This is a genomic window from Dolichospermum sp. UHCC 0260 (assembly GCF_009711985.1).
In the GTDB taxonomy this organism is placed as follows: Bacteria; Cyanobacteriota; Cyanobacteriia; order Cyanobacteriales; family Nostocaceae; genus Dolichospermum; species Dolichospermum lemmermannii.
The window spans coordinates 24,016-44,638 of the sequence record NZ_VIKZ01000038.1 but is presented as its reverse complement, the minus strand read 5'-3'; the positions used below and the strand labels follow the sequence as shown (position 1 = coordinate 44,638).

Here is a 20,623-nt window from a genome sequence, read left to right as displayed (position 1 = left end):
TTAGCTGCGGCTATGTTAGCTCATAATATCACACATTTATTGACATTTAATGTTGATGATTTTAAACGGTTTTCGGATATTGTAGTTGTTGATCCACGTAGTATTGTTTAATTATATTAGAAAAGCGATTCCTAGGTCGCGCTTCGCTATCGCACACCTTCATCCTAAGTATCACTTTTTTGAGAAAGATATGGACAAGAATACCACTATTGTTTATATTAATAACCTGTACTGATCATAAAAATAAGGAAATAATTTTGACTACATTTGCTAGTTACAGAGCAACAGCATCTAAGTGGATTACTATATTTGATTCCCCTTTCTATCCAGATTACTTAGATGAGGCTAAAATACTTTATGAAAAAGTACAAGTACGCTTTATAGAACTTGTTGATAAAGCACAAACTTCCACAGAATTATTGGAAATTATCACCAAACAGCCTACTTCTTTGCGAATTCAATTACTCAGAATCTTTCGTAGATACGTCTCTCCAGATACATCAGTTGAAATGACTAAAAAGAAAGGTAACATTCCTCATATTATCATAAACTTTAGTGATAAATTTCGTCCGATAGAGGAAGTTAAACAAAATTTGCAAAGCCGTCCTATACCTGATGAAATTCTCATGGCACTTCTTTTTCAACATAAGGGAAAAGGAGAAAAAGGGTATGATTTAACAGAAAGTTTTTTCTTATGGTTTAACAAGGTATTCAGCCAAAATTATTCTATCCAAGGACCAGTTCGTGGGGGGAAAGATGTCATGTTGCATAAGGCTTTGAATAACTTTCCATCTCAAATTCCTGCGGATATGTTAATTTCTCGCTTAGATGGGACTCCATTAGTAGTTGGATTTGCTCGTTATGACTCCGACAGAGGAGGTTCTCAAGAAGATGATAGAATAGGAGGAAATCGAGATAAAATCACAGAAATTTTGGGTCATGCTAAAACATACAATTTGCCATTAAAAGTATTGATTCTGAATGATAGTCCTGGATTACTTCTAGGTTCTATGTGGAATGATTACGCTAATTTAGAACAATATGGACAAGGTAGAGTTATGGTTTGTACTTTGAAAATGTTAGACGAGAGATTTACACAAAGCTGGTTAGATAGTTAAGTTTACTATTCCAATTTTTGATGATTTGATCAGAAATTAACGCTAAACTTTCTGATTCTTCAATATACAAGTCTAAACCTGTTTTTAAAATTCTATTAACGTCAATTAAATTTATTTGTTTATATTTACAATTACCATTTTTGCCATTAACAAAATCACCCATTGCTTCAGTACCATTCACTAAACGTTTAATTATAGTATCAATAGATAATGGAGAATTATCAATACCTATCCATTTTCTATCTAATTCTTCAGATACTGTTAGAGTAGTTCCACTTCCCGCAAAGGCATCTAAAACAATATCTCCTAGATTTGATGAAGCCATAATTATCCTTTTGATCATCTCTGAATTTTTCTCCGTTGGATAACCAGTGATTTTAATATTTTGATTGTGAGCGTCTTTAAAATCCAGCCAAATATCTTGAATGGAAATACCCTGACTAAGTAGGTCGGCGTTAAAGAATCAATCTATGTAACGAAATATAAATTAACGAATACCTTATAAATAGGGTGTTTCACGGTTTTTACAAAACTAAACATATATCGATTTTATTGGGCCGACTTACTTATTATCTAAATATACTTTTCTTCTGGGATTACCTGTTGAAGACCAATATATTTCCCCTCGTGCATCCATTTCGTCTAATGTTTCTGGTGTATATTGCCAATGTTTACCGGGAGGTGGTAGCATACTCCTCCAAGGTTGACCAGTTGCTCCTTTTCTTACCCCTGGGGCATGAATAGGAACTTTTTTATATAGTCTTCCTGTTCCTTCTTCCACATATTGATATTCTTTTTTAATCGAGTCTTCTGTCCAAGCGTCAAAAGGTTGATTCCATACATAATTATCTGTTTTTGTATAAAAAAGAATAAAATCGGCAACATTACCATATTGTTTGCGTGTATAGTTTTTAGGATTGCATTTTTTTCTAGTAATCCAATTACGAAAATTTTTAACTCCAAAAATTTCATCCATAATAATTTTGACAGTACAAGCCATTTTTTCATCTAAATGTACATAAATAGAACCTTCTTCTGATAGAATTTCTCTAATTAAAATAAGACGTTGACGCAAAAATTCTAAATATTCTGCACCTTCCATGAGATCATGATAAGCATGATTGCTGTTACGAGACTCAAAACTGCTACCTGTGGAGTATGGAGGATCAATATATACTAAGTTAACTTTTCCGGCAACATTCTCATTATTTAATAATGTGCGAAGAACTGTTAAATTATCTCCATATATTAGTTGATTTCTAGGATATCCCTCAACGCTAATTATATGATTTAAGTTAGCTGGCTGAATTTTTAATATATCTTCTATAGGCATTTTTCCTTCATATTCAATTCGGAAAGATATTGTATTTTGTTTATGATTACGCCCATTTTTACTCGGTATTCCTGTTGCCATATTGTTTAAAATTTTGAATTTTTTATAATTATACTATAGCGATCGCACCCTCTCCAACTTCCCAAAAGCGATTCCTAGGTCGCGCTTCGCTATCGCACCCCCTCAAATCCCCAAACAGCGAACTGCTTGCAGCAGCGCTTCGCTATCGCACCCCCTCAACTTCCCAAATAGCGATTCCTAGGTCGCGCTTCGCTATCGCATCCCCTCAACTCCCAAACAGTATATAATGACTTATAATAAATTAATATGGCAACAAAATTTGTAGGGTTAGAGTAATGCAATTAGAAGGTTATTTTGACTTTATCTCAGAGAGAGATATTCGACTGAAAGGACACCGTATTGGTATTGATAATGTACTTGATTATTATTTAGAAGGATATACACCAGAAGAAATCGGTGCTAATTTTCCTGATTTGAGTTTAGAGCAAATTTACGCGACCATTACTTATTATTTACATAATCGTCCTCAAGTTGATTCTTATCTTTCTAATTTGGCAAAATATAGAGAACAACGTTATCAAGAATCAATTACTCATCCTTCACCTTTGTTACAAAGATTGAGAAAGTTGAAAAGTGCAAAATTTCAACAGCAGGTAACTGTACTGTGAAAGTGCATTTTTTACTTGATGAAAATTTGCCACCCCGTCTAAAATTAGCTATTTTAAGGTTAAATTCCGAAATAGATATTTTGCGTGTGGGTGAAGATAATGCACCACCAACAGGTACTTTAGATCCTGAGATTTTGCGTTATTTACAATTATCTCAAAGAGTTTTAGTAACAGATAATCGTGCTAGTATGCCAGGACATTTGGAAGTACATTGGGGAGAAGGTGGTCATATTTGGGGTTTATTTTGGTTGCGTCCCCGAACACCAATAGCAAAAATAGCACAGGATCTTGTGTTTGTTTGGGAAGCTACAGAAGCGGAAGAATGGATTGATAAGTTGGAATGGATTCCATTTTAAGGTAAAAGCGATTCCTAGGTCGCGCTTCGCTATCGCACCCACATCCCTACACAACATTTGACAAAAATTGACAATATTTGCCATAATTAAAGAATCAGAAATATAAAGACTTATTAGCTATGACTACAGTAAATATTTCTCTTCCCGATTCCATGCGGGACTTTATCAATGAACAGGTTGCAAAATGTGGCTACAGTACCACAAGCGAATATATTCGACATTTGATTCGTCAAGATTTAGAAAAAGTGGCACAAGCACGACTAGAAACATTGCTATTAGAAGGCTTAGATAGTGGTGAAGCGATTGAAATTACGGATGAGTGGTGGCAACAAAAACGCACTCAGCTTCTGGAGAGACTCCGCAAGTAATAGCAATGACTAGACGAATTGTAATTAGACCAAAGGCTAGTGTTGACCTTGATGAACAGTTTGCTTATATTGCTGACAGTAATTTTGATGCAGCATTGAGTTTTTTTGATGCTACGAGGCAGACTTTTTCACAATTAGCACGACTACCTGGTATTGGTAGTGTTTATAATGTTAAAAATCCGCGTTTAGTTGGTTTGCGGAAGTGGGGAGTTAGAGGATTTGAAAAGCATCTAATTTTTTATTTAGAAGGGGATGAGTATATTGAAATTGTTCGGTTAATTCATAAGACCTCGCGGTATGCGGGAAACGAGCGTGTCTTTAGATCTGAGAGGGAAGCGACACGGGCGGTTTTAACCGCATTGAATCTTGTTTCATTACCGCCTTGGAGTTGGGAAATTCGGGGTACTTTTGTGATGTACTTTCAACGGGACAATTACCGATTCAAATTTCCAACTCTGTACGCATAATGTTTTGCTCCAAAGAGCCTCCCATTTCTGGGGTAATGTTAGCTTAGACCAGTTATAAGAGCTTGTTAGACTTGCAACACTGTTCCAGTGACCTTAGAACTGTTTAATCACAAGCGACAGAGCAGGGAACTAGCTACGCATTCCGGGGTGTCGTGACTCAAATAACGGCTACCCTTAGACTATGCTCAGGGTGGTCTGGTCAGTACAGCTTGTTTGATTTCTCTTGCAAGCTCAGTCCCTTTAGGGCTGGGTTACTGACTCTGCACGGGATATTTCACAAATTTTAGCAGAAGAAGAATAGCTATAGTCATCAGCTATGCGATCGCATCCCCTCAACTTCCCAAACAGCGATCGCACCCCCTCAACCTCCCAAACAGCGAACTGCTTGCAGCAGCGCTTCGCTATCGCACCCCTCAAACTTCCCAAATAGCGATCGCACCCCCTCCAACTTCCCAAACAGCGAACTGCTTGCAGCAGCGCTTCGCTATCGCACCCTCTCCAACTTCCCAAACAGCGATACTTTGGGTAAGTTACACTTGCTAATTCTGATCTGATATACTGATAATATGTAAAAATCATCAAATGTAGTATTTTATGATTAATAATCACCAACTCATCACAGAAACATCCTCAACGACACCCTGGAACGATTTATTATTAGAAATTGCCCAAACTCCAGAAGAATACATACCAGAAATATTAGAAATTATCCGTTTATTTCGTCAAAATTTGATCAATAAACCAACAAATTTGATAAACACAGAAAAACACAATTTAGACTGGCAAGAATTTATTAACCAAACAGCAGGAAGTTGTGCTGATGATCCAATTATTCTGGATGATTTAGGTATTGATGATACTTTAGATGATAGCTTAGAAGAAATGATTAATGGTTAGGAATACAAACTGATGAAATATTTATTAGATAGTAATGTTTGTATTCAATATCTTAATCAAAGATCAGAAAAGATTATTCAGCGTCTTCAAGATTTATCCGATATAGATATAGTAGTTTGTTCTATTGTAAAAGCCGAATTATTTTATGGTGCAATGAGAACTCATAATCCTGCGAAAACTATGCAAAAGCAGCAGAAATTTTTAGACCGTTTTGTTTCTTTGTATTTTGATGATGAATGTGCTGTAATTTATGGTGAAATTCGTAGTAAATTGGCTGCTAAAGGTACTCCTATAGGAAATAATGATTTACATATTGCTGCTATTGCTATAGCTAATAATTTAACTTTAATTACTCACAACACTAGAGAGTTTAGTAGAATTGATAATTTAAAATTAGAAGATTGGGAGATTTAGTAAACTAAACAGCGATCGCACTTCCTCCAACTTCCCAAACATTCTTTTTTTAACGAACCACTCCAGACACAGAGGACACAGAGAAAGAGAGATCGCACTCCCTTTAACCTCCCAAACAGCGAACTGCTTGCAGCAGCGCTTCGCTATCGCACCCCCTCAAATCCCCAAACAGCGATCGCATTCCCTCCAACTTCCCAACAGCCTTTTTTAACGAACCACTCCAGACACAGAGGACACAGAGAGTTTCGCGCAAAGTCGCAAAGGAGCAAAGACGCAAAGAATCGCACTTTTCCCCAATATCGTTTTTTAATGAACCACGAAGACGCGAAGAACACGAAGGAAGAAGAGAAGAGAGAGCGATCGCATAGCTTACTGTATCGTATCAAATGAAACAGGTTGAGGTAAAATATCTAAATATACCCACACTCATAGTTTTACAGATTGATACAGATGAAATTAAGACAAGTAGCAAGCGGATGGGAATTTGAAAGCGAAAAAGATTTAGAAAATTTGGTTTGGAACAACTTAGAAAAGATATTTGGATATAAACCTTTAAAGCGACAGTATCAAGTCAGTGGACAATATTGTGATATTTTAGCTTTTGGTAAAAATAAGGAACTTGTAATCATAGAGTTAAAAAACTCTGAAGATAGATATATTGTCCAACAACTTACTCGTTATTATGATGCTCTTTTAGATGAAAAACCTTTTCCTGAATATATAAATTTTCAAGTTCCTATAGTTTTAATTGCTGTTACTCCGAATTTTCATAGAGATAACTATACTGATCGAAAATATCATCAACTAAAATTTAACTTCTTGCAGTTTAAAATTATTTGTCAAGAGCAAAAATTTAGTCTAAACATAATTAATGTAGATACTACTCTCAACTGGAAATTAGATTTTGATTATTTACGAGAAAATCATCTTAAAAAAGAAATTCCTAGTCCTCATAAACGGTTTTATCAATTAATTGAAAAATGTACACCTCAAGAAAGAGGTAAATTACTCACATTTCGAGAAACAATTTTACAATTTGATGATCGTATGCAAGAAATATCCCAAGATGGTGGTATTTATTATGGTAACGCGAAAACTAAACATTGTGCTGAATTAAGGCTAGATAGCAAAAAAGAACTTGTGCTATTTTTATGGCTACCTCGCAATTTCTTATGGGAACAACAAGGTAATATTTTTAGATTCAGAATTTGGACAGATTGGAAGAATGCAGCTATTGTTATGCCTGTCTCCAGAGGACTTGGTAAAGTAAATCCAACTCGTATTAAATTTGCAAAGGAAGATGCTAAAAATCGAAGTTTAAATATCTTTATTTATGAAGCTTTACGTAGATGGTTTGAAAGAATTTAATCTTACCTCTTCTTTGCGCCTTTGCTCCTTAGCGACTTTGCGCGAAACAAAACTCTCCGTGTCTCTGCGCCTCTGCGTGAGAAAAAAGGGCATAGTCAACAAACTACACCCCTAGCCTATATCTAAAGTTGCTTCACCTCACTAACCAACTTAGCCACCATATCCTTAGCGCTACCAAACAACATAGTCGTTTTAGCCTTATAAAACAACTCATTATCAACACCAGCAAAACCAGCACTCATACCGCGCTTAATCACAATAGTTTGCTTTGCGCGATCAACCTCCAAAATTGGCATCCCATAAATAGGACTATTCTTATCACTACGCGCCGCCGGATTGACCACATCATTAGCACCAATCACCAACGCCACATCAGCCTGTTCAAACTGGGGATTAATATCCTCCATATCATACAACTGCGTATAAGCCACATTAGCTTCCGCCAATAATACATTCATGTGTCCCGGCATTCTCCCCGCCACCGGATGTATCGCATATTTCACATCCACACCCATGCGCTCTAATTGATCAGCCAACTCCCGGACGCTATGCTGTGCTTGAGCAACCGCCATACCGTAACCTGGGACAATCACCACAGAACGGGCATAACCCAACATCATCGCCCCTTCTTCCGCATCAATACTGCGAACAGGTTGATCACTAGCACCAGCAGCAACACCAGCAGTAGCAGTAGAGACAGAACCAAAAGCACTAAATAAGACACTGAACAAAGAACGGTTCATAGCCTTACACATAATTTCCGTCAGGATTAAACCAGAAGCCCCCACCAAAGCACCGGCGATGATTAACATATTGTTCATCACCACAAACCCAGCCGCAGCCGCAGCCACACCGGAGAGAGAGTTTAACAGAGAGATTACCACCGGCATATCACCCCCACCAATGGGGAGGACGAACATCACACCCAACACCAAAGAAACAGCCACCACTCCCAAAAATACGGGGAGGCTATCGGGTGTCATGATTAAATAGGCACTTCCAGCCAGATAAGAACCCAACAGCAACAGGTTAAAAGGTTGCTGTAACGGGAAAGTAATCGGTGTACCGCTGATTAAACCTTGCAATTTGGCAAAAGCGAGAAAACTACCTGTTAAAGTCACACCACCGATTAACACATCTAACAACATAGAAATGTTGACATCGAGGGGGATAGGCTGTGAACTATCTAATAACCGCCAAAATTCAGCAACAGCAATTAATGCGGAAGATGCTCCACCTAACCCATTTAGTAAACCCACCATTTGCGGCATTTCCGTCATTTGCACTTTGTAAGCAATAACAGCGCCAATTACCGAACCAATAGCCAAGCCTACCAAAATCATCTCGTAATTTAATACGTGCTGATCTAGCATTGTGGCGACAATTGCTAATAGCATTCCCACCGCAGCGACAAGATTACCGTTTCTTGCACTAGCAGGAGAACCAAGTTTTTTCAAACCCAGGATAAATAATGATGCAGCGACTAAGTAAGTTAGCTGAATCCCAGTTGGTAAAAAGTCGCTCATGCTTTAACTTCCTTTTTTTTAAACATTTGCAGCATTCTGTCAGTAACTAAAAAACCACCGACAACGTTCACCATTGCTAAAATTACGGCAATTAAACCGAGAATTACCGATAAATTCGTGTTTCTTTCCCCCGCAGCCAGGATTGCACCAATTACCGAAATCCCGGAAATGGCGTTTGAACCGGACATTAACGGGGTGTGTAATGTGGGGGGAATTTTGTTGATGACTTCAAAGCCGATAAAAGAGGCTAAGACGAGTACAAATAAGGCTGGAAGTAATGCTTGTGTCATGTGATTTTTGGATTTAAGAGGTTTCGCGCAAAGACGCAAAGGCGCAAAGGAAAGAAAGATAGGATACGCAAGAACTCTCTCAAACTCGTATTTCTCTGTGAACTCTGTGCCTCTGTGGTTCGTTATTCCGTGATTTTTATTGATGTAAACTAAACCGCTACCGTTTGCAAAGCGTCCTTTACTCGTTGGTTTCTAATTTCTCCACCATGAGTAACACAAGCTGCGTCAACGATATCGTCACTAAAGTTGATTTCTAAGGCTTTATCTTTAATCAACAGTTGCATTAATGAGGTAATGTTTTTTGCGTACAGTTGGCTGGCGTGTACTGGCATTGATGAGGGTAAATTAATTGGTCCGATAATTGTTACCCCGTTCCAAATAATATCTTTACCTGCTTCTGTACAAGCGCAGTTTCCACCTTGTTCTGCGGCTAAGTCTACTATTACTGAACCGGGTTTCATTTGTGCTACCATTTCCTCTGTCACCAGTCTGGGGGCTTGTCTTCCTGGTACTTGGGCGGTGGTAATAACGATATCGGAGTTTTTGACGTGGCTGGCTACTAGTTCTTGGGTACGCTTTTTACTGTCTTCTGAAATTTCTTTAGCGTAACCACCCGCTGCAACGGTTTCTTCTTCGAGTTTGACTTCGACGAATTTCGCCCCTAAGCTTTGTACTTCTTCTTTAACGGCTGGGCGGATGTCAAAGGCTTCTACTACTGCTCCTAGTCGTCTTGCGGTGGCGATCGCTTGCAATCCTGCCACACCTGCACCCATAATAAATACTTTGGCCGGAGCAATTGTCCCCGCAGCGGTGGTTAACATGGGGAAGTATTTCGGTAATGCTGCTGCGGCAATCAATACGGCTTTATAGCCCGCCAGTGAAGCCTGGGAAGACAAAGCATCCATGCTTTGCGCCCTGGTGGTACGGGGGATTAATTCCATACTCAAAGCGGTAATTCGCCGATTTGCCAATTGTTGGGCAATTACGGGATTTCCCAGGGGATTCAGGAAGCTAATTAATACAGAACCTGATTTAAGTAATTCAATTTCTGTCCGGCCATCTTCTCTAGTTTGCGGTGGGCTAACTTTGAGTAAAATATCTGCTTCACTCCATAATTGAGCAGAATCATGGCTAATTTTTGCCCCTGCGGCTTCATAGTCAGCATCACTGAAAAATGCTTTTTCTCCCGCACCAGCTTCTACCCAAACTTCTAAACCTTGTTTGACTAATTTAGCTACGGTGTCAGGAATTAAAGCTACACGCCGTTCACAAACTTCTATTTCTTTCGCAACTGCTATTTTCATGAAATCTCCTAGAAATAAATCCCTTGACTATTAATTAAACTGTCGGGATGATTAACCATGAATTACCTTTGTAGATAGAACTTTCAACCTTTTTGTTTTTCCTATCCTTGGGCTTTATTCACAATCTCAACTTGACAATATGCAAATATCATCCTGGCAAAATAGCTATAAGTAGAATTAGTTATCGCACATCCTATGCCGATATCTACATTTTGTATATTGTTCTTCAGATTATTTTATATTTGGAAAAAATCTCACTCTGAAAGTTTTATTTATTTAAAATATACTTGTGTAAGTAGAACGGCTTGAATAATTCAAAGTTTGTAGTGAGGAATTTATTCCTCATTTGAGGGCTGAAGCCCTTACTACGAAATCATCTCCAGATTTTTTACATTACTTAATCTACTTTGATTTATTTTCGTCTACTTACTTACTAAAATATTTATAATTAGCAATAAAAATTATCCTTTAGCAATACAAAACTATCAGGACTTACGCAAAATATCTCTCAAACCCTCATTTCTCTGTGTTCTCTGTGCCTCTGTGGTTCGTTTATTCCGTAACTAGTGCGTAAGTCCTAACTATATAATCTGGATTTTATCTCTTGTTGGCTGGGTCAAACCCAATAAACACCTACTCAATAATTTATTCACAAAGCCAAAAACAACACAATTTCGTTTATTCGTCTCATCGCAGGTTGGTACTGCGCGTAAGTCCTATAATCTTAGTTTCAGGAATGGAAGTTTTCACTAAAAAGGCACTTTTATCTTTCACCAACGTCAATTGTCAAGTATATAGTAGTAAAGTTTAGTTACAAATACTGATACTTCGTGACAAACTACCAACTAGAGGAAACCTAATTTATGAAACGCCTACTTTCTGCCTTAGCTGTGACTAGCTGCTTATTAGCGGGTTTACCAGCGATAACTTTAGCCCAGAATGGTTTAACACTTTTTAGCGGTGTTAACAGCGCAAATCAGTTACCCTTTCGGTTAGATTTTGGCGGACAAACCAACAGCACAGATCGTTATATACTCAGAGTTCCTGCCAAACAAATGAAACTAGCAGTAGCTCAATTTACCATTACTTATCCTGATTATTACAAGGGAACTTTCGATCCCAAAAGTGTTGAAGTCATAGTTAAAGGTAAAAAAGTCCCCCTATCTGAAGTCAAATGGGATAAAGAAGGTGGTGTGATTCAAATATTTCCTGAAGAACCAGTTCCCGCCGGTCGCAAAGTCGAGTTAGTCTTATCCAATGTACAGAATCCAGCTTTTGGGGGAGTTTACTATTTCAAATGTCAAGTTCTTTCCCCCGGTGATGTCCCATTACTGCGTTATATTGGTACATGGATTATCAGTATTACTTAAAAAGGGAACTGACAACGAACAACGAACAACGGACAACTGACAACTGACAACTGTACGGGCGAAGCATTTGGAGAACTATTTTTAGCAATGACCGATAATTTATCTTCCAAATGCTTCGCCCCTACTGACAACGAACAACTGACAACTCTATCCAGAAATATGTTTTTGTTGCCTGTAAAGTGGTAAAATATCAGATTGTGACTTTTTATGAAAATCGCCTAAAAGGAGAACAGTATGCAAAGAACCCTGGGCGGCACTTGCCGTAAGAGAAAAAGAACATCTGGATTTCGCGCCAGAATGCGGACACCAGACGGCAGAAACGTGATTAGTGCTAGAAGAAAAAAAGGACGGCATCGTTTGAGCGTGTAGGGTAAAATTCAGCAATTAATAACTGTTGTGGCTTTGCCCAAAGCATATCGTCTCAAATCCCGTCAGGATTTTCAGGCAGTTTTCCGGGAAGGAATTCGGCGACATAGTTCTCATTTCACTTTGAGAGCTTTAAAACCTACTCTTTTGACAGAACCTTCTTTGGATACTGCCCCCCCTGCCACAAAAATTGGTATTGCCATTAGTACAAAAGTCAGTAAACGCGCCGTTGTTCGCAACAAAATCAAAAGACAAATGACAGCAGCATTACATCAATTATTGCCTAAATTAGTCCCAGGATGGCGGCTAGTATTAATTGTGAAACCAACAACAACAGAATCTGAGTGCGAAACCCAGAAATTTCTGCAAGAATTAGAGCAGTTGTTGGCACAAACTGAGGTATTAAATGGGTATTCGTGAAGAAGTTTATTATGAGGGTGGTCCCCACATTGGGGATTTGATTTTCAACCTGCTAATTGGACTGACAGTGGTGGGTATCCCCTTAGCTGTGGGGGCAATAGTCAGGGCTATATGGCTGCGCTTCCGGATCACAGATCGAAGGATATGTGTAACTGGCGGTTGGATGGGACGCGATCGCTTTGATGTAATTTATTCAGAAGTAGTGAAAGTTGTCAAAGTTCCCCGTGCCATCGGCCTATGGGGAGATATGGCAATCACTCTCAAAAATGGTACTCTCATAGAAATGCGGGCTGTTCCTAACTTTCGGGAAGTCTATGACTACATTAATGAAAAAGTTGCTGCTAAAAATCCCCAATATAGCAGTTCTAAATAAGTCATTTGTCCAGAGCGGCAACATTCAGATTTTTAGATAATGTGCGGCTATCCGTAGCTTCCCTCGCTGGCGTAGCTTGTGGATAGTCACAGCAATGCTTAACAAAAACCTCTACAATATAGAGCAAAAGCTTGGGAGAGAACCCCCTCTAGTCAGAGGATAGGCTCAACTAAGCATCCCATTCCTCACCGGGGTGGGAGTGTCAAAGTACCGCAGGTTGAATTCAGAATAATGGATTTTGGTATCGGGTTTCTCTCGAACAACGTGATGTTGCCAATCATAGACCTTTTCTATGGTTTTGTCCCTAGCTATGGGTTGGCGATAGTAGCCTTAACATTGATTATCCGCTTTGCACTCTATCCCCTGAGTGCCGGTTCTATCCGTAGTATGCGACGGATGAAAGTCGTGCAACCGCTGATGCAAAAGCGCATGGCAGAAATCAAAGAACGCTATAAAGACGATCAGCAAAAGCAACAAGAGGAAATGCTCAAGGTCCAAAATGAATTTGGTAATCCCTTAGCAGGATGTCTCCCTCTACTTTTGCAGATGCCAGTATTACTAGCACTGTTTGCCACTTTGCGGGGGTCGCCTTTTTCCGGCGTTAACTATTCCGTTAATCTGCAAATCTTCCCTCAAGAACAAATTGAGCGCATTCAACCCCAAGCCTTTGCCACTTCTCCGCAAAATATTTATATTGCTGATGGAGAGCATACTCCCATTTCTGCCATCTTACCAGGCGGTAATAAGTTAACAGTGGGAGAAAAAACTAAGATTCAATATCAAACCGTAGAAGGTAAATCATTTGATTCCCTCTTAGTAGAACACCCAGAAGCTAAGTTAACTCCTCAATGGAAAATCATGAAAGGGGAAGAGAGGGTCAAAATTGATGCCCAAGGCAATATAGAGGCTCTAGAACCCGGAGACGTGACCATTCAAGGCACAATTCCCGGACTAGCCGCAGAGAAAGGATTTCTCTTTATTGATGCTTTGGGTCGAGTCGGAGCTATTGATGCCGATAACACAGTCCACTGGGATATTGTGGGGATGATTGTCTTCTTTGGTATCAGCCTTTATGTGAGCCAAATGCTGTCTGGACAAAATTCCAGCGGTGGCAACCCTCAGCAAGATACAGTAAATAAAATTACCCCTGTCATCTTTTCTGGGATGTTTTTATTCTTTCCCCTACCGGCTGGGGTACTCATGTATATGGTAATTGGTAACGTTTTCCAAACCGTCCAAACCTATATTCTCTCCCGTGAACCTCTACCAGAAGAAATTCAAAAAATCGTAGATTTACAAGAGAAAGAAGCCCAAACTATCGAAGTAAAAGCGTTGCCATTTGAACCCAAAAGTTCTAAGAAAAAGGCTAATGGTTGATTATGAGCGACATTTCTATGCAAAGTAGTGAACAATGGTTACAGAATTTGCTACTTCTGACTGGTGTATCTACCCAAGTACGGGCTAATTTAGAAACTACCCCATCTTCTGAGCAAGATGTCCCAGCAGGAGCAAGCTACTGGTTGACAATAGATCAAACTAATTTAACATCAGAACAAATTAGGATTTTAATTGGTGCTGGTGGTTCGGTGCTAGACGGAATTCAGTATCTAGCAAATTCCGTTCTCAACTTAAACCAACCAGAAGACAATCAAACAGCTTACACGGTTGAATTAAGTGGTTATCGGGTGAGACGAGAATCTGAAATCCGCACTTTAGCAGAAAATGCTGCCGCAGAAGTTCGCTTTTCGGGCAGAGAGGTAGAACTTCAATCTCTCAGTTCTTCAGAACGTCGCCAAATCCACACGTTATTGCAGGAATTTTCTGATTTAGAAACCTTCAGTCGCGGTAAAGAACCTTATCGTTATTTAGTTGTTCGTCAGGCAGTTACACCATAATTAGGGAATAGGGAATAGGTGATGATTTTATCAATCACCATTTACCCATTACCCATGCTCAATTTTAAGGGTATTTCACAAATCCTATGGACGCTATTTTTATTCCGCAGCTAACTAAAGCCCCGGAGCGGACAGAGGAAATTCAAGTTCAAGAGTTTCTGCCTGGACTAGAAACATTGACACCAGTTCGCGGAGTTATCCAGGTTAAACATCAGGGTAATTATTTAGAAGTTTCATCTCAGGCAGAAACAATTGTTACCTGTACCTGCAACCGCTGTTTGCAGCAGTATAACCATCGTTTGGTTCTGAATACTCAGGAAGTCATTTGGTTAGATGAAACCGCTAATCAAACGGAAGATTTGCCTTTAGAAATGGAAGTTGCTGTCGAAGATTTACTGGAAACTTTACCACCTGATGGTCATTTTGATCCCGGTGAATGGCTATATCAGCAGATGTGTTTAGCGTTACCTCAGCGTCAATTATGTAATGTTAATTGTCCAGGTATTTTGAATACTGCTGTTTCTGAACTACCTACTGATAGCCGTTGGGCTTTATTAGATGCGTTGAAAAAACAACTTCCAGATAATTAGTAAATTTACTATTTGCTATGTTATGGCTTAATTCTTTATGGCTCTGTAAAAGCTGTTAATACTCTCTCAAGCTCCTCAAGGATTTTTTATCTTTGTGGAGTTTTTAATTACAGAGAAATGAACCACGTTCGCGGAGCGTCCCGAAGGGATAGAAACGAAGAACACGAAGGGAAGAGGGTTTTAGAGAGATTTTGCGTAAGTCCTAATTAGGGCTTGACAAATTCCTCTCATTTTGAGAGAATAGAGCAGGTGACAAGCACAAACATAAGCAAGAACCTAAGCAAGAACCTAAGCAAGAACCTAAGCAAGAACCTAAGCAAGAACCTAAGCACAAATGAGGAATTAAGCTATGTACACCAACCACTATTATTTCAAATCCAAAATATATTATGCACTTAATTCACATTCGCACCCTCCGCGAAGAAGCAGCAAAGTACCCTGATATCAAAAAACAAATTGAAGATTGGCATAAAACAGTTAAAAAAGCAGAATGGCAAAGTTTAAATGATGTTCAAAAAACTCACCGAGATGCTGAAGCTGTTGGTAATTTTACTGTTTTTAATATCAAAGGTAATGATTATCGTTTAATTGTAGGAATGGATTATGAAGATCAAACGGTGTACTACAAATACTTGCTAACTCACGCCGAATATAGTAAAAATAAATGGAAAAATGACCCTTACTTTTGACCGAAATACTTATAGTCAATTACTAGCAGAAATCGCTCCTCAAGTAATTGACACAGAGGAAGACTATGAACGGTTTTTAAAAGTTGCAGAATATCTAACTTTTAAAAAAAATCGTAGTCCAGAGGAGCGAGTTTTACACAAATTATTAGTCAGACTAATTGAAGATTATGAGGAAGAAAATTATCCAATGGATGAATCTACACCTCATGATATATTGCTACATATCATGGAATCTAGCGGAATTCGTCAAGCTGACTTAGTACGTATTCTTGGTTCTAGTAGCGGTGTAGTTTCAGAGGTTGTCAACGGTAAACGTTCAATTAGTAAAGCACAAGCAAAAGCCTTGGGAGAATATTTTAAGGTTTCTCCTAGTTTATTTATTTAGAGTTCGGTTTTACCAGATCTCCGACTTCTTGAAGAAGTCGGGGATCTATTTATTCGTCTCCAAACAGTTTCTAATAAATCAGGATTATCCATATTAACATATTCAAGATTAGGAGATTGTCTAAACCAAGTTCGTTGACGTTTGGCGAATTGTCTGGTATGTAAAACAATTAATTCTTTAGCTTCCTCTAAAGCAAGTTCACCAGTTAAATATTGCTTGATTTCTTGATATCCTAATGTATTTAATAAAGATAAATCAGTACCATATTTTTGACAAAGATACTCAACTTCACCAACTAAACCATCAGCTATCATTTGCTCAGTCCGGTTGCGAATTCTCACATCCAAATGTTCTGCATCAGAATCTAAACAAATTTGCAAAATTGGATAATTCGGAGGATTTTCTCCTTGCTGCTCAGAAATGGGAATACCAGTTGTATAGTAAACCTCCAAAGCTCTTAAAGTTCGCACCAAATCGTTAGCATGAATTTTTTTAGCAGCGATCGCATCAACTTGTCGCAATATCTGGTAAAGTTGAATTTGCCCAAGAGATTCTAATTGCGATCGCAATTCTGGCTGTGGTGCAACTCTGGGAATCTTCATTCCTTGCACAATGGAACGAATATATAAACCAGTCCCTCCAACTAACAACAGTGTTTCAACTCCCAAACTAGCAATTAAAGCTTGTGCTTGTTCCTGATAATCTGCTAATGTCATTATTTCAGTTGGTTCACAGATATCTATCAAATAATGGGGAACTGATTTTTGTTCAATCACATTTGGTTTAGCTGTACCAATATCAAACTCACGATACACTTGACGAGAATCCGCACTAAGAATTACAGTATTTAATCTCCTCGCTAAACTCAAAGCCAAACCAGATTTACCCGTCGCTGTTGCCCCACAAATTACAATTAATTTAGTCATTAGTCAGTTGTCAGTTGTTCGTTGTCAGTTGTTAGTAGGGGCGAAGCATTTGGAAGATAAATTATCGGTCATTGCCAAAAATAGTTCTCCAAATGCTTCGCCCGTACAGTTGTCAGTTGTTCGTTGTCAGTGGGGAAAAGAACGAAAAATAGGGAATTTTCTTGCCAATTATCACTAGTACATCACGGCGTAAATAAAGCAACCATATTCAATCGCCAAAAAGCCTACTGTATATTAGTTTTGACTTTTGACTTTTGACTTTTGACTTCCGCCCTGCGGTACTAGGGTGATAACCCCTATATAAACTTCTCATTAAATTGCGCTACAGACGGCAGGAAGGCTTTTGTGATATACTATTGGGGTGATTTAACTTTTTTCGCCTTTTGGCGATATTAACCCCAAGCATCAGGAGAATTTTCATGACGAGCAGTTACAGTGCCGATCAGATTCAAGTTCTGGAAGGTCTGGAAGCCGTCCGCAAACGACCAGGGATGTACATTGGTACTACAGGTCCGCGAGGACTCCACCATTTAGTTTACGAGGTAGTGGACAACTCTGTTGATGAAGCTTTAGCTGGTCACTGTACCCATGTTGAAGTGGATATCAATGCTGATGGTTCTGTGACAGTAACAGATGATGGTCGGGGTATTCCCGTAGACATCCACCCAAAAACCGGGAAATCAGCTTTAGAAACAGTGTTAACTGTTCTCCACGCTGGTGGTAAGTTTGGTGGTGGTGGCTACAAAGTTTCCGGTGGTTTACACGGGGTGGGTATTTCCGTTGTTAACGCCCTGTCTGAGTTTGTAGAAGTTACGGTTTGGCGTGATCACAAGGTACATAACCAGCGATATGAACGCAGTTTCGCCGTTACGGAATTGGTCGCAACGCCTTATGAAGAAGATAGAACGGGTACTTCTATTACCTTCAAGCCAGATACACAAATTTTTACCACCAGCATAGAATTTGATTACATTACTTTATCAGGTCGTTTGCGCGAGTTGGCGTATTTGAATGCAGGTGTCAGAATTATTTTTACGGATCATCGTTTAGAAATCCTGAAAAGCGACACACCGAGAATAGAAACTTACGAATATAAAGGCGGTATTAAAGAATATATCGCCTACATGAATCGTGATAAGCAACCACTCCACGAAGAAATTATCTATGTCCAAGGGGAACGGAATAACGTCCAGGTAGAAGTTTCTTTGCAGTGGTGTACGGATGCTTACACAGATAATGTTCTCGGTTTTGCTAATAATATTCGGACTATTGATGGTGGTACGCACTTAGAAGGTTTAAAGGCAGTTTTAACTCGGACATTAAATGCCACCGCTCGTAAACGGAATAAAATTAAAGAAGGTGAATCTAACCTCAGTGGTGAACACGTCCGTGAAGGTTTAACGGCTGTAATTTCTGTTAAAGTCCCTGATCCTGAATTTGAAGGACAAACTAAAACTAAACTGGGAAATACTGAAGTTCGCGGTATTGTTGATTCTTTCGTGGGTGAAGTTCTCACTGAATATCTAGACTTTCATCCCGCGATCGCTGATGCTATTTTAGATAAAGCTATCCAAGCGTTTAAAGCTGCTGAAGCTGCCCGTCATGCACGGGAATTAGTCCGTCGGAAATCAGTATTAGAATCTTCTCCTCTTCCGGGTAAATTAGCAGATTGTAGCTCTCGTGACCCTGCCGAGTCTGAAATATACATCGTGGAAGGCGATTCAGCGGGTGGAAGCGCAAAGCAAGGACGCGATCGCCGGACTCAAGCAATTCTCCCTCTGCGTGGTAAAATCCTCAACATTGAAAAAACTGACGATGCCAAAATCTATAAAAATAACGAAATTCAATCGTTAATTACTGCACTCGGTTTAGGTGTCAAAGGTGAAGAATTCAACGCTGGACAATTACGATATCATCACATAGTCTTGATGACCGATGCTGACGTAGATGGAGCGCACATCCGCACGTTGTTGTTGACTTTCTTCTATCGTTATCAACGGGCATTGATTGAACAAGGTTTCATCTATATTGCTTGTCCTCCACTGTACAAAGTAGAACGAGGAAAAAATTATCAGTATTGTTACAGCGAACGGGAATTGCAACAGCACTTGGGGACTCTTCCCAGCAATGCTAACTATACCATTCAACGTTTTAAAGGTTTGGGAGAAATGATGCCAGAACAACTGTGGACAACCACCATGAATCCAGAAACCCGTACCCTCAAACGAGTGGAAATTGAAGACGCAGCCGAAGCTGATCGGATTTTTACCATCTTAATGGGCGATCGCGTCGCACCAAGACGGGAATTTATTGAAACTTATGGTTCTAAACTGAATATGACAGATTTAGATATCTAAGGTCATGGGTAATGGGTAATGGGTAATTGGTAATTAAGTTTCTACCTCCCCTGTTCCCTGTTCCCATAACTTTTTCGCTAAAAATCACAAATTTTCTCCACAAATAGGGAAAGCATTTGCTATGCTTAGAAAGCGCAACTAGATATTATCTACAAAGCAAAGATTGGTAAGCATACACAAAACTTTTCATAACCAGATGACAGCCGCTTTCTTAAAATCAGAAGTATTCAAAATCACAGTTGGCATACGTAAGATTACTTAAATAGATCATTAGGTAACTTTAGCAACAATATTATTTATCACCTGATTAAAATATCGTTGTATACAATAGGAACAGTTTGTCAAGTTGCACAGGGTAGAAATCTCAACTCTGCGCTAATGTGTGAATAAGGCTAAATTGAGATTTCTCTCAATTCATCTTTTACCCAGCTAAAAATATGCCATAACTTTAACTCCTTAGTTCAGGTTCTTGGTATAGCATATACAAGGGTTAGTTCCTGGAAACAAAAACCAATCACTAGCGCCAAAGTGAATATGTCCAATTAGTTCAACCAGAACTAATTTCTGTAAACAATTACCCGTCCTCGGGTGAAGTTACAACAGAACATAAATACTATTTGTGCAGTTGGGAACAATTTGTGTAAGTTTTATAAAAGTGTGCCTACCTTTTAATTTAATGAGAATGCCACTGTCAAACCAAAAAGTTTTCAACAAGATTTAATGGTGTCACCACCATTTTTAATGTCTTTTTGATAAAGGTGGCTTAATCTTAGTAAATGAGTTCATAAATAATGCACAAAAAGAGGGCAATTTTTGTGAAACAGGCTACAATCGGAACAGTATTTACAGTTAAATTTGCCAAATGTCATATACTTGTATCTCCATCAGGAAACTTTTTGAAAAAAAATGGATCTAGGCTATAGATTTGCTCAATCAAAAGTGACATGGGGAATTACCAAGAATGACAATTTAAAAAGCGAGCAATTCACTAAAAAGTGATATTTGCCACTTTTACTAAACCATCCTGCATAAAACAGGAAAAAAATCACCGAAAATATTTTGAGGGTAATCAGCCAAACCCTAATTTTCGGTTTTAGAGATTACTTAATGCCAAAAGTAATC

At 38.8% G+C, this 20,623-nt stretch carries 26 protein-coding genes; 19 read left to right on the top strand and 7 right to left on the bottom strand.

Annotated elements, in window-relative coordinates; translation table 11 throughout:
• Positions 1 to 257 precede the first annotated feature (257 nt).
• Complete coding sequence (locus FJR08_RS15380; RefSeq protein ID WP_174783114.1) at positions 258 to 1,118, top strand: hypothetical protein; 861 nt, start codon at positions 258 to 260, stop codon at positions 1,116 to 1,118.
• Here FJR08_RS15380 and FJR08_RS15375 read toward each other — a convergent pair.
• Both FJR08_RS15375 and FJR08_RS15370 read right to left on the bottom strand, forming a co-directional pair.
• Entirely contained in the window at positions 1,093 to 1,545 is a 453-nt protein-coding gene (locus FJR08_RS15375; RefSeq protein ID WP_323294447.1) for a site-specific DNA-methyltransferase, read from the bottom strand. The genes FJR08_RS15380 and FJR08_RS15375 overlap by 26 nt on opposite strands.
• Positions 1,546 to 1,680: 135 nt before the next feature.
• Positions 1,681 to 2,532 carry a DNA methyltransferase gene (locus FJR08_RS15370; protein WP_254435770.1) on the bottom strand — a complete coding sequence of 284 codons (852 nt, stop codon included), beginning with the start codon at positions 2,530 to 2,532 and terminating at the stop codon, positions 1,681 to 1,683.
• Positions 2,533 to 2,807: 275 nt separating this feature from the next.
• On the opposite strand from FJR08_RS15370, the gene FJR08_RS15365 reads away from it, so the two are divergent.
• The 4 genes from FJR08_RS15365 (at position 2,808) to FJR08_RS23680 (ending at position 4,331) form a co-directional block, all read left to right on the top strand.
• Positions 2,808 to 3,140: a DUF433 domain-containing protein gene (locus tag FJR08_RS15365; RefSeq protein ID WP_168633750.1), complete on the top strand. Its 333-nt coding sequence runs from the start codon at positions 2,808 to 2,810 to the stop codon at positions 3,138 to 3,140.
• Positions 3,137 to 3,496: a DUF5615 family PIN-like protein gene (locus FJR08_RS15360; protein ID WP_168633749.1), complete on the top strand. Its 360-nt coding sequence runs from the start codon at positions 3,137 to 3,139 to the stop codon at positions 3,494 to 3,496. Before FJR08_RS15365 ends, FJR08_RS15360 begins: the two co-directional genes overlap by 4 nt.
• Before the next feature lie 119 nt (positions 3,497 to 3,615).
• The gene (locus FJR08_RS15355) at positions 3,616 to 3,864 is read left to right on the top strand and encodes a type II toxin-antitoxin system ParD family antitoxin (protein ID WP_071188346.1); all 249 of its coding nucleotides are present in this window, start codon (positions 3,616 to 3,618) and stop codon (positions 3,862 to 3,864) included.
• 5 nt (positions 3,865 to 3,869) lie between these two features.
• Positions 3,870 to 4,331 (top strand): type II toxin-antitoxin system RelE/ParE family toxin, encoded by a 462-nt coding sequence (locus FJR08_RS23680; protein WP_254435769.1) that lies wholly within the window; start codon positions 3,870 to 3,872, stop codon positions 4,329 to 4,331.
• Between the two features lie 240 nt (positions 4,332 to 4,571).
• On the opposite strand, the gene FJR08_RS15345 is transcribed toward FJR08_RS23680, so the two are convergent.
• Positions 4,572 to 4,910 carry a hypothetical protein gene (locus FJR08_RS15345; RefSeq protein WP_168633748.1) on the bottom strand — a complete coding sequence of 113 codons (339 nt, stop codon included), beginning with the start codon at positions 4,908 to 4,910 and terminating at the stop codon, positions 4,572 to 4,574.
• A gap of 15 nt (positions 4,911 to 4,925) precedes the next feature.
• On the opposite strand from FJR08_RS15345, the gene FJR08_RS15340 reads away from it, so the two are divergent.
• From FJR08_RS15340 to FJR08_RS15330, 3 genes are all read left to right on the top strand, one after another.
• Positions 4,926 to 5,228, top strand: coding sequence for a hypothetical protein (locus tag FJR08_RS15340; RefSeq protein ID WP_168633747.1), 303 nt, complete (start codon positions 4,926 to 4,928; stop codon positions 5,226 to 5,228).
• 12 nt (positions 5,229 to 5,240) lie between these two features.
• Entirely contained in the window at positions 5,241 to 5,642 is a 402-nt protein-coding gene (locus FJR08_RS15335) for a type II toxin-antitoxin system VapC family toxin (protein WP_168633746.1), read from the top strand.
• 450 nt (positions 5,643 to 6,092) lie between these two features.
• On the top strand, positions 6,093 to 7,010 hold the full coding sequence (locus tag FJR08_RS15330; RefSeq protein ID WP_168633745.1) for an endonuclease NucS domain-containing protein: 918 nt from the start codon (positions 6,093 to 6,095) through the stop codon (positions 7,008 to 7,010).
• Positions 7,011 to 7,132: 122 nt separating this feature from the next.
• On the opposite strand, the gene FJR08_RS15325 is transcribed toward FJR08_RS15330, so the two are convergent.
• From FJR08_RS15325 to FJR08_RS15315, 3 genes are all read right to left on the bottom strand, one after another.
• Positions 7,133 to 8,536 (bottom strand): NAD(P)(+) transhydrogenase (Re/Si-specific) subunit beta, encoded by a 1,404-nt coding sequence (locus tag FJR08_RS15325; protein WP_168633744.1) that lies wholly within the window; start codon positions 8,534 to 8,536, stop codon positions 7,133 to 7,135.
• Positions 8,533 to 8,826 carry an NAD(P) transhydrogenase subunit alpha gene (locus FJR08_RS15320; protein ID WP_039199511.1) on the bottom strand — a complete coding sequence of 98 codons (294 nt, stop codon included), beginning with the start codon at positions 8,824 to 8,826 and terminating at the stop codon, positions 8,533 to 8,535. The genes FJR08_RS15325 and FJR08_RS15320 overlap by 4 nt, the downstream gene beginning before the upstream one ends.
• 149 nt (positions 8,827 to 8,975) lie before the next feature.
• A complete protein-coding gene (locus tag FJR08_RS15315; protein WP_168633743.1) occupies positions 8,976 to 10,130 on the bottom strand; it encodes a Re/Si-specific NAD(P)(+) transhydrogenase subunit alpha in 1,155 nt (384 codons plus the stop codon).
• Between the two features lie 863 nt (positions 10,131 to 10,993).
• Here FJR08_RS15315 and FJR08_RS15310 point away from each other — a divergent pair.
• From FJR08_RS15310 to FJR08_RS15270, 9 genes are all read left to right on the top strand, one after another.
• Complete coding sequence (locus tag FJR08_RS15310) at positions 10,994 to 11,500, top strand: DUF2808 domain-containing protein (protein ID WP_168633742.1); 507 nt, start codon at positions 10,994 to 10,996, stop codon at positions 11,498 to 11,500.
• A gap of 234 nt (positions 11,501 to 11,734) precedes the next feature.
• The gene (gene rpmH, locus FJR08_RS15305) at positions 11,735 to 11,869 is read left to right on the top strand and encodes a 50S ribosomal protein L34 (protein WP_015081067.1); all 135 of its coding nucleotides are present in this window, start codon (positions 11,735 to 11,737) and stop codon (positions 11,867 to 11,869) included.
• A 27-nt stretch (positions 11,870 to 11,896) separates the two neighbouring features.
• The gene (gene rnpA, locus FJR08_RS15300) at positions 11,897 to 12,286 is read left to right on the top strand and encodes a ribonuclease P protein component (protein WP_168633741.1); all 390 of its coding nucleotides are present in this window, start codon (positions 11,897 to 11,899) and stop codon (positions 12,284 to 12,286) included.
• On the top strand, positions 12,273 to 12,659 hold the full coding sequence (locus tag FJR08_RS15295) for a PH domain-containing protein (RefSeq protein ID WP_168633740.1): 387 nt from the start codon (positions 12,273 to 12,275) through the stop codon (positions 12,657 to 12,659). Before rnpA ends, FJR08_RS15295 begins: the two co-directional genes overlap by 14 nt.
• A gap of 231 nt (positions 12,660 to 12,890) precedes the next feature.
• Entirely contained in the window at positions 12,891 to 14,036 is a 1,146-nt protein-coding gene (gene yidC / locus FJR08_RS15290; protein ID WP_168633739.1) for a membrane protein insertase YidC, read from the top strand.
• 2 nt (positions 14,037 to 14,038) lie between these two features.
• Positions 14,039 to 14,554 (top strand): R3H domain-containing nucleic acid-binding protein, encoded by a 516-nt coding sequence (locus tag FJR08_RS15285; RefSeq protein WP_168633738.1) that lies wholly within the window; start codon positions 14,039 to 14,041, stop codon positions 14,552 to 14,554.
• A gap of 86 nt (positions 14,555 to 14,640) precedes the next feature.
• Positions 14,641 to 15,144 carry a DUF177 domain-containing protein gene (locus FJR08_RS15280; protein ID WP_168633737.1) on the top strand — a complete coding sequence of 168 codons (504 nt, stop codon included), beginning with the start codon at positions 14,641 to 14,643 and terminating at the stop codon, positions 15,142 to 15,144.
• A 389-nt stretch (positions 15,145 to 15,533) separates the two neighbouring features.
• On the top strand, positions 15,534 to 15,833 hold the full coding sequence (locus FJR08_RS15275) for a type II toxin-antitoxin system HigB family toxin (RefSeq protein ID WP_168633736.1): 300 nt from the start codon (positions 15,534 to 15,536) through the stop codon (positions 15,831 to 15,833).
• The gene (locus FJR08_RS15270; RefSeq protein ID WP_168633735.1) at positions 15,817 to 16,218 is read left to right on the top strand and encodes a type II toxin-antitoxin system HigA family antitoxin; all 402 of its coding nucleotides are present in this window, start codon (positions 15,817 to 15,819) and stop codon (positions 16,216 to 16,218) included. Before FJR08_RS15275 ends, FJR08_RS15270 begins: the two co-directional genes overlap by 17 nt.
• On the opposite strand, the gene miaA is transcribed toward FJR08_RS15270, so the two are convergent.
• A complete protein-coding gene (gene miaA / locus FJR08_RS15265; protein WP_168633734.1) occupies positions 16,215 to 17,144 on the bottom strand; it encodes a tRNA (adenosine(37)-N6)-dimethylallyltransferase MiaA in 930 nt (309 codons plus the stop codon). The genes FJR08_RS15270 and miaA overlap by 4 nt on opposite strands.
• 7 nt (positions 17,145 to 17,151) lie before the next feature.
• Between miaA and FJR08_RS15260 the strand changes: the two genes are divergently transcribed.
• Positions 17,152 to 17,322, top strand: coding sequence for a hypothetical protein (locus FJR08_RS15260; protein WP_174783113.1), 171 nt, complete (start codon positions 17,152 to 17,154; stop codon positions 17,320 to 17,322).
• A gap of 241 nt (positions 17,323 to 17,563) precedes the next feature.
• Positions 17,564 to 19,501 carry a DNA topoisomerase (ATP-hydrolyzing) subunit B gene (gyrB, locus tag FJR08_RS15255; protein ID WP_168633733.1) on the top strand — a complete coding sequence of 646 codons (1,938 nt, stop codon included), beginning with the start codon at positions 17,564 to 17,566 and terminating at the stop codon, positions 19,499 to 19,501.
• Positions 19,502 to 20,623: the final 1,122 nt, after the last annotated feature.

Coding starts and splice junctions, on each gene's coding strand:
- FJR08_RS15320 (WP_039199511.1), bottom strand. CDS start 8,826: ATGACACAAGCATTACTTCCAGCCTTATTTGTACTCGTCTTAGCCTCT.
- rpmH (WP_015081067.1), top strand. CDS start 11,735: ATGCAAAGAACCCTGGGCGGCACTTGCCGTAAGAGAAAAAGAACATCT.
- miaA (WP_168633734.1), bottom strand. CDS start 17,144: ATGACTAAATTAATTGTAATTTGTGGGGCAACAGCGACGGGTAAATCT.
- FJR08_RS15335 (WP_168633746.1), top strand. CDS start 5,241: ATGAAATATTTATTAGATAGTAATGTTTGTATTCAATATCTTAATCAA.
- gyrB (WP_168633733.1), top strand. CDS start 17,564: ATGACGAGCAGTTACAGTGCCGATCAGATTCAAGTTCTGGAAGGTCTG.
- FJR08_RS15280 (WP_168633737.1), top strand. CDS start 14,641: ATGGACGCTATTTTTATTCCGCAGCTAACTAAAGCCCCGGAGCGGACA.
- FJR08_RS15295 (WP_168633740.1), top strand. CDS start 12,273: ATGGGTATTCGTGAAGAAGTTTATTATGAGGGTGGTCCCCACATTGGG.
- FJR08_RS15355 (WP_071188346.1), top strand. CDS start 3,616: ATGACTACAGTAAATATTTCTCTTCCCGATTCCATGCGGGACTTTATC.
- FJR08_RS15370 (WP_254435770.1), bottom strand. CDS start 2,532: ATGGCAACAGGAATACCGAGTAAAAATGGGCGTAATCATAAACAAAAT.
- FJR08_RS15330 (WP_168633745.1), top strand. CDS start 6,093: ATGAAATTAAGACAAGTAGCAAGCGGATGGGAATTTGAAAGCGAAAAA.
- FJR08_RS15340 (WP_168633747.1), top strand. CDS start 4,926: ATGATTAATAATCACCAACTCATCACAGAAACATCCTCAACGACACCC.
- FJR08_RS15285 (WP_168633738.1), top strand. CDS start 14,039: ATGAGCGACATTTCTATGCAAAGTAGTGAACAATGGTTACAGAATTTG.
- yidC (WP_168633739.1), top strand. CDS start 12,891: ATGGATTTTGGTATCGGGTTTCTCTCGAACAACGTGATGTTGCCAATC.
- FJR08_RS15275 (WP_168633736.1), top strand. CDS start 15,534: ATGCACTTAATTCACATTCGCACCCTCCGCGAAGAAGCAGCAAAGTAC.
- FJR08_RS15345 (WP_168633748.1), bottom strand. CDS start 4,910: ATGATTTTTACATATTATCAGTATATCAGATCAGAATTAGCAAGTGTA.
- FJR08_RS15270 (WP_168633735.1), top strand. CDS start 15,817: ATGACCCTTACTTTTGACCGAAATACTTATAGTCAATTACTAGCAGAA.
- FJR08_RS15310 (WP_168633742.1), top strand. CDS start 10,994: ATGAAACGCCTACTTTCTGCCTTAGCTGTGACTAGCTGCTTATTAGCG.
- FJR08_RS15325 (WP_168633744.1), bottom strand. CDS start 8,536: ATGAGCGACTTTTTACCAACTGGGATTCAGCTAACTTACTTAGTCGCT.
- FJR08_RS15365 (WP_168633750.1), top strand. CDS start 2,808: ATGCAATTAGAAGGTTATTTTGACTTTATCTCAGAGAGAGATATTCGA.
- FJR08_RS15315 (WP_168633743.1), bottom strand. CDS start 10,130: ATGAAAATAGCAGTTGCGAAAGAAATAGAAGTTTGTGAACGGCGTGTA.
- FJR08_RS23680 (WP_254435769.1), top strand. CDS start 3,870: ATGACTAGACGAATTGTAATTAGACCAAAGGCTAGTGTTGACCTTGAT.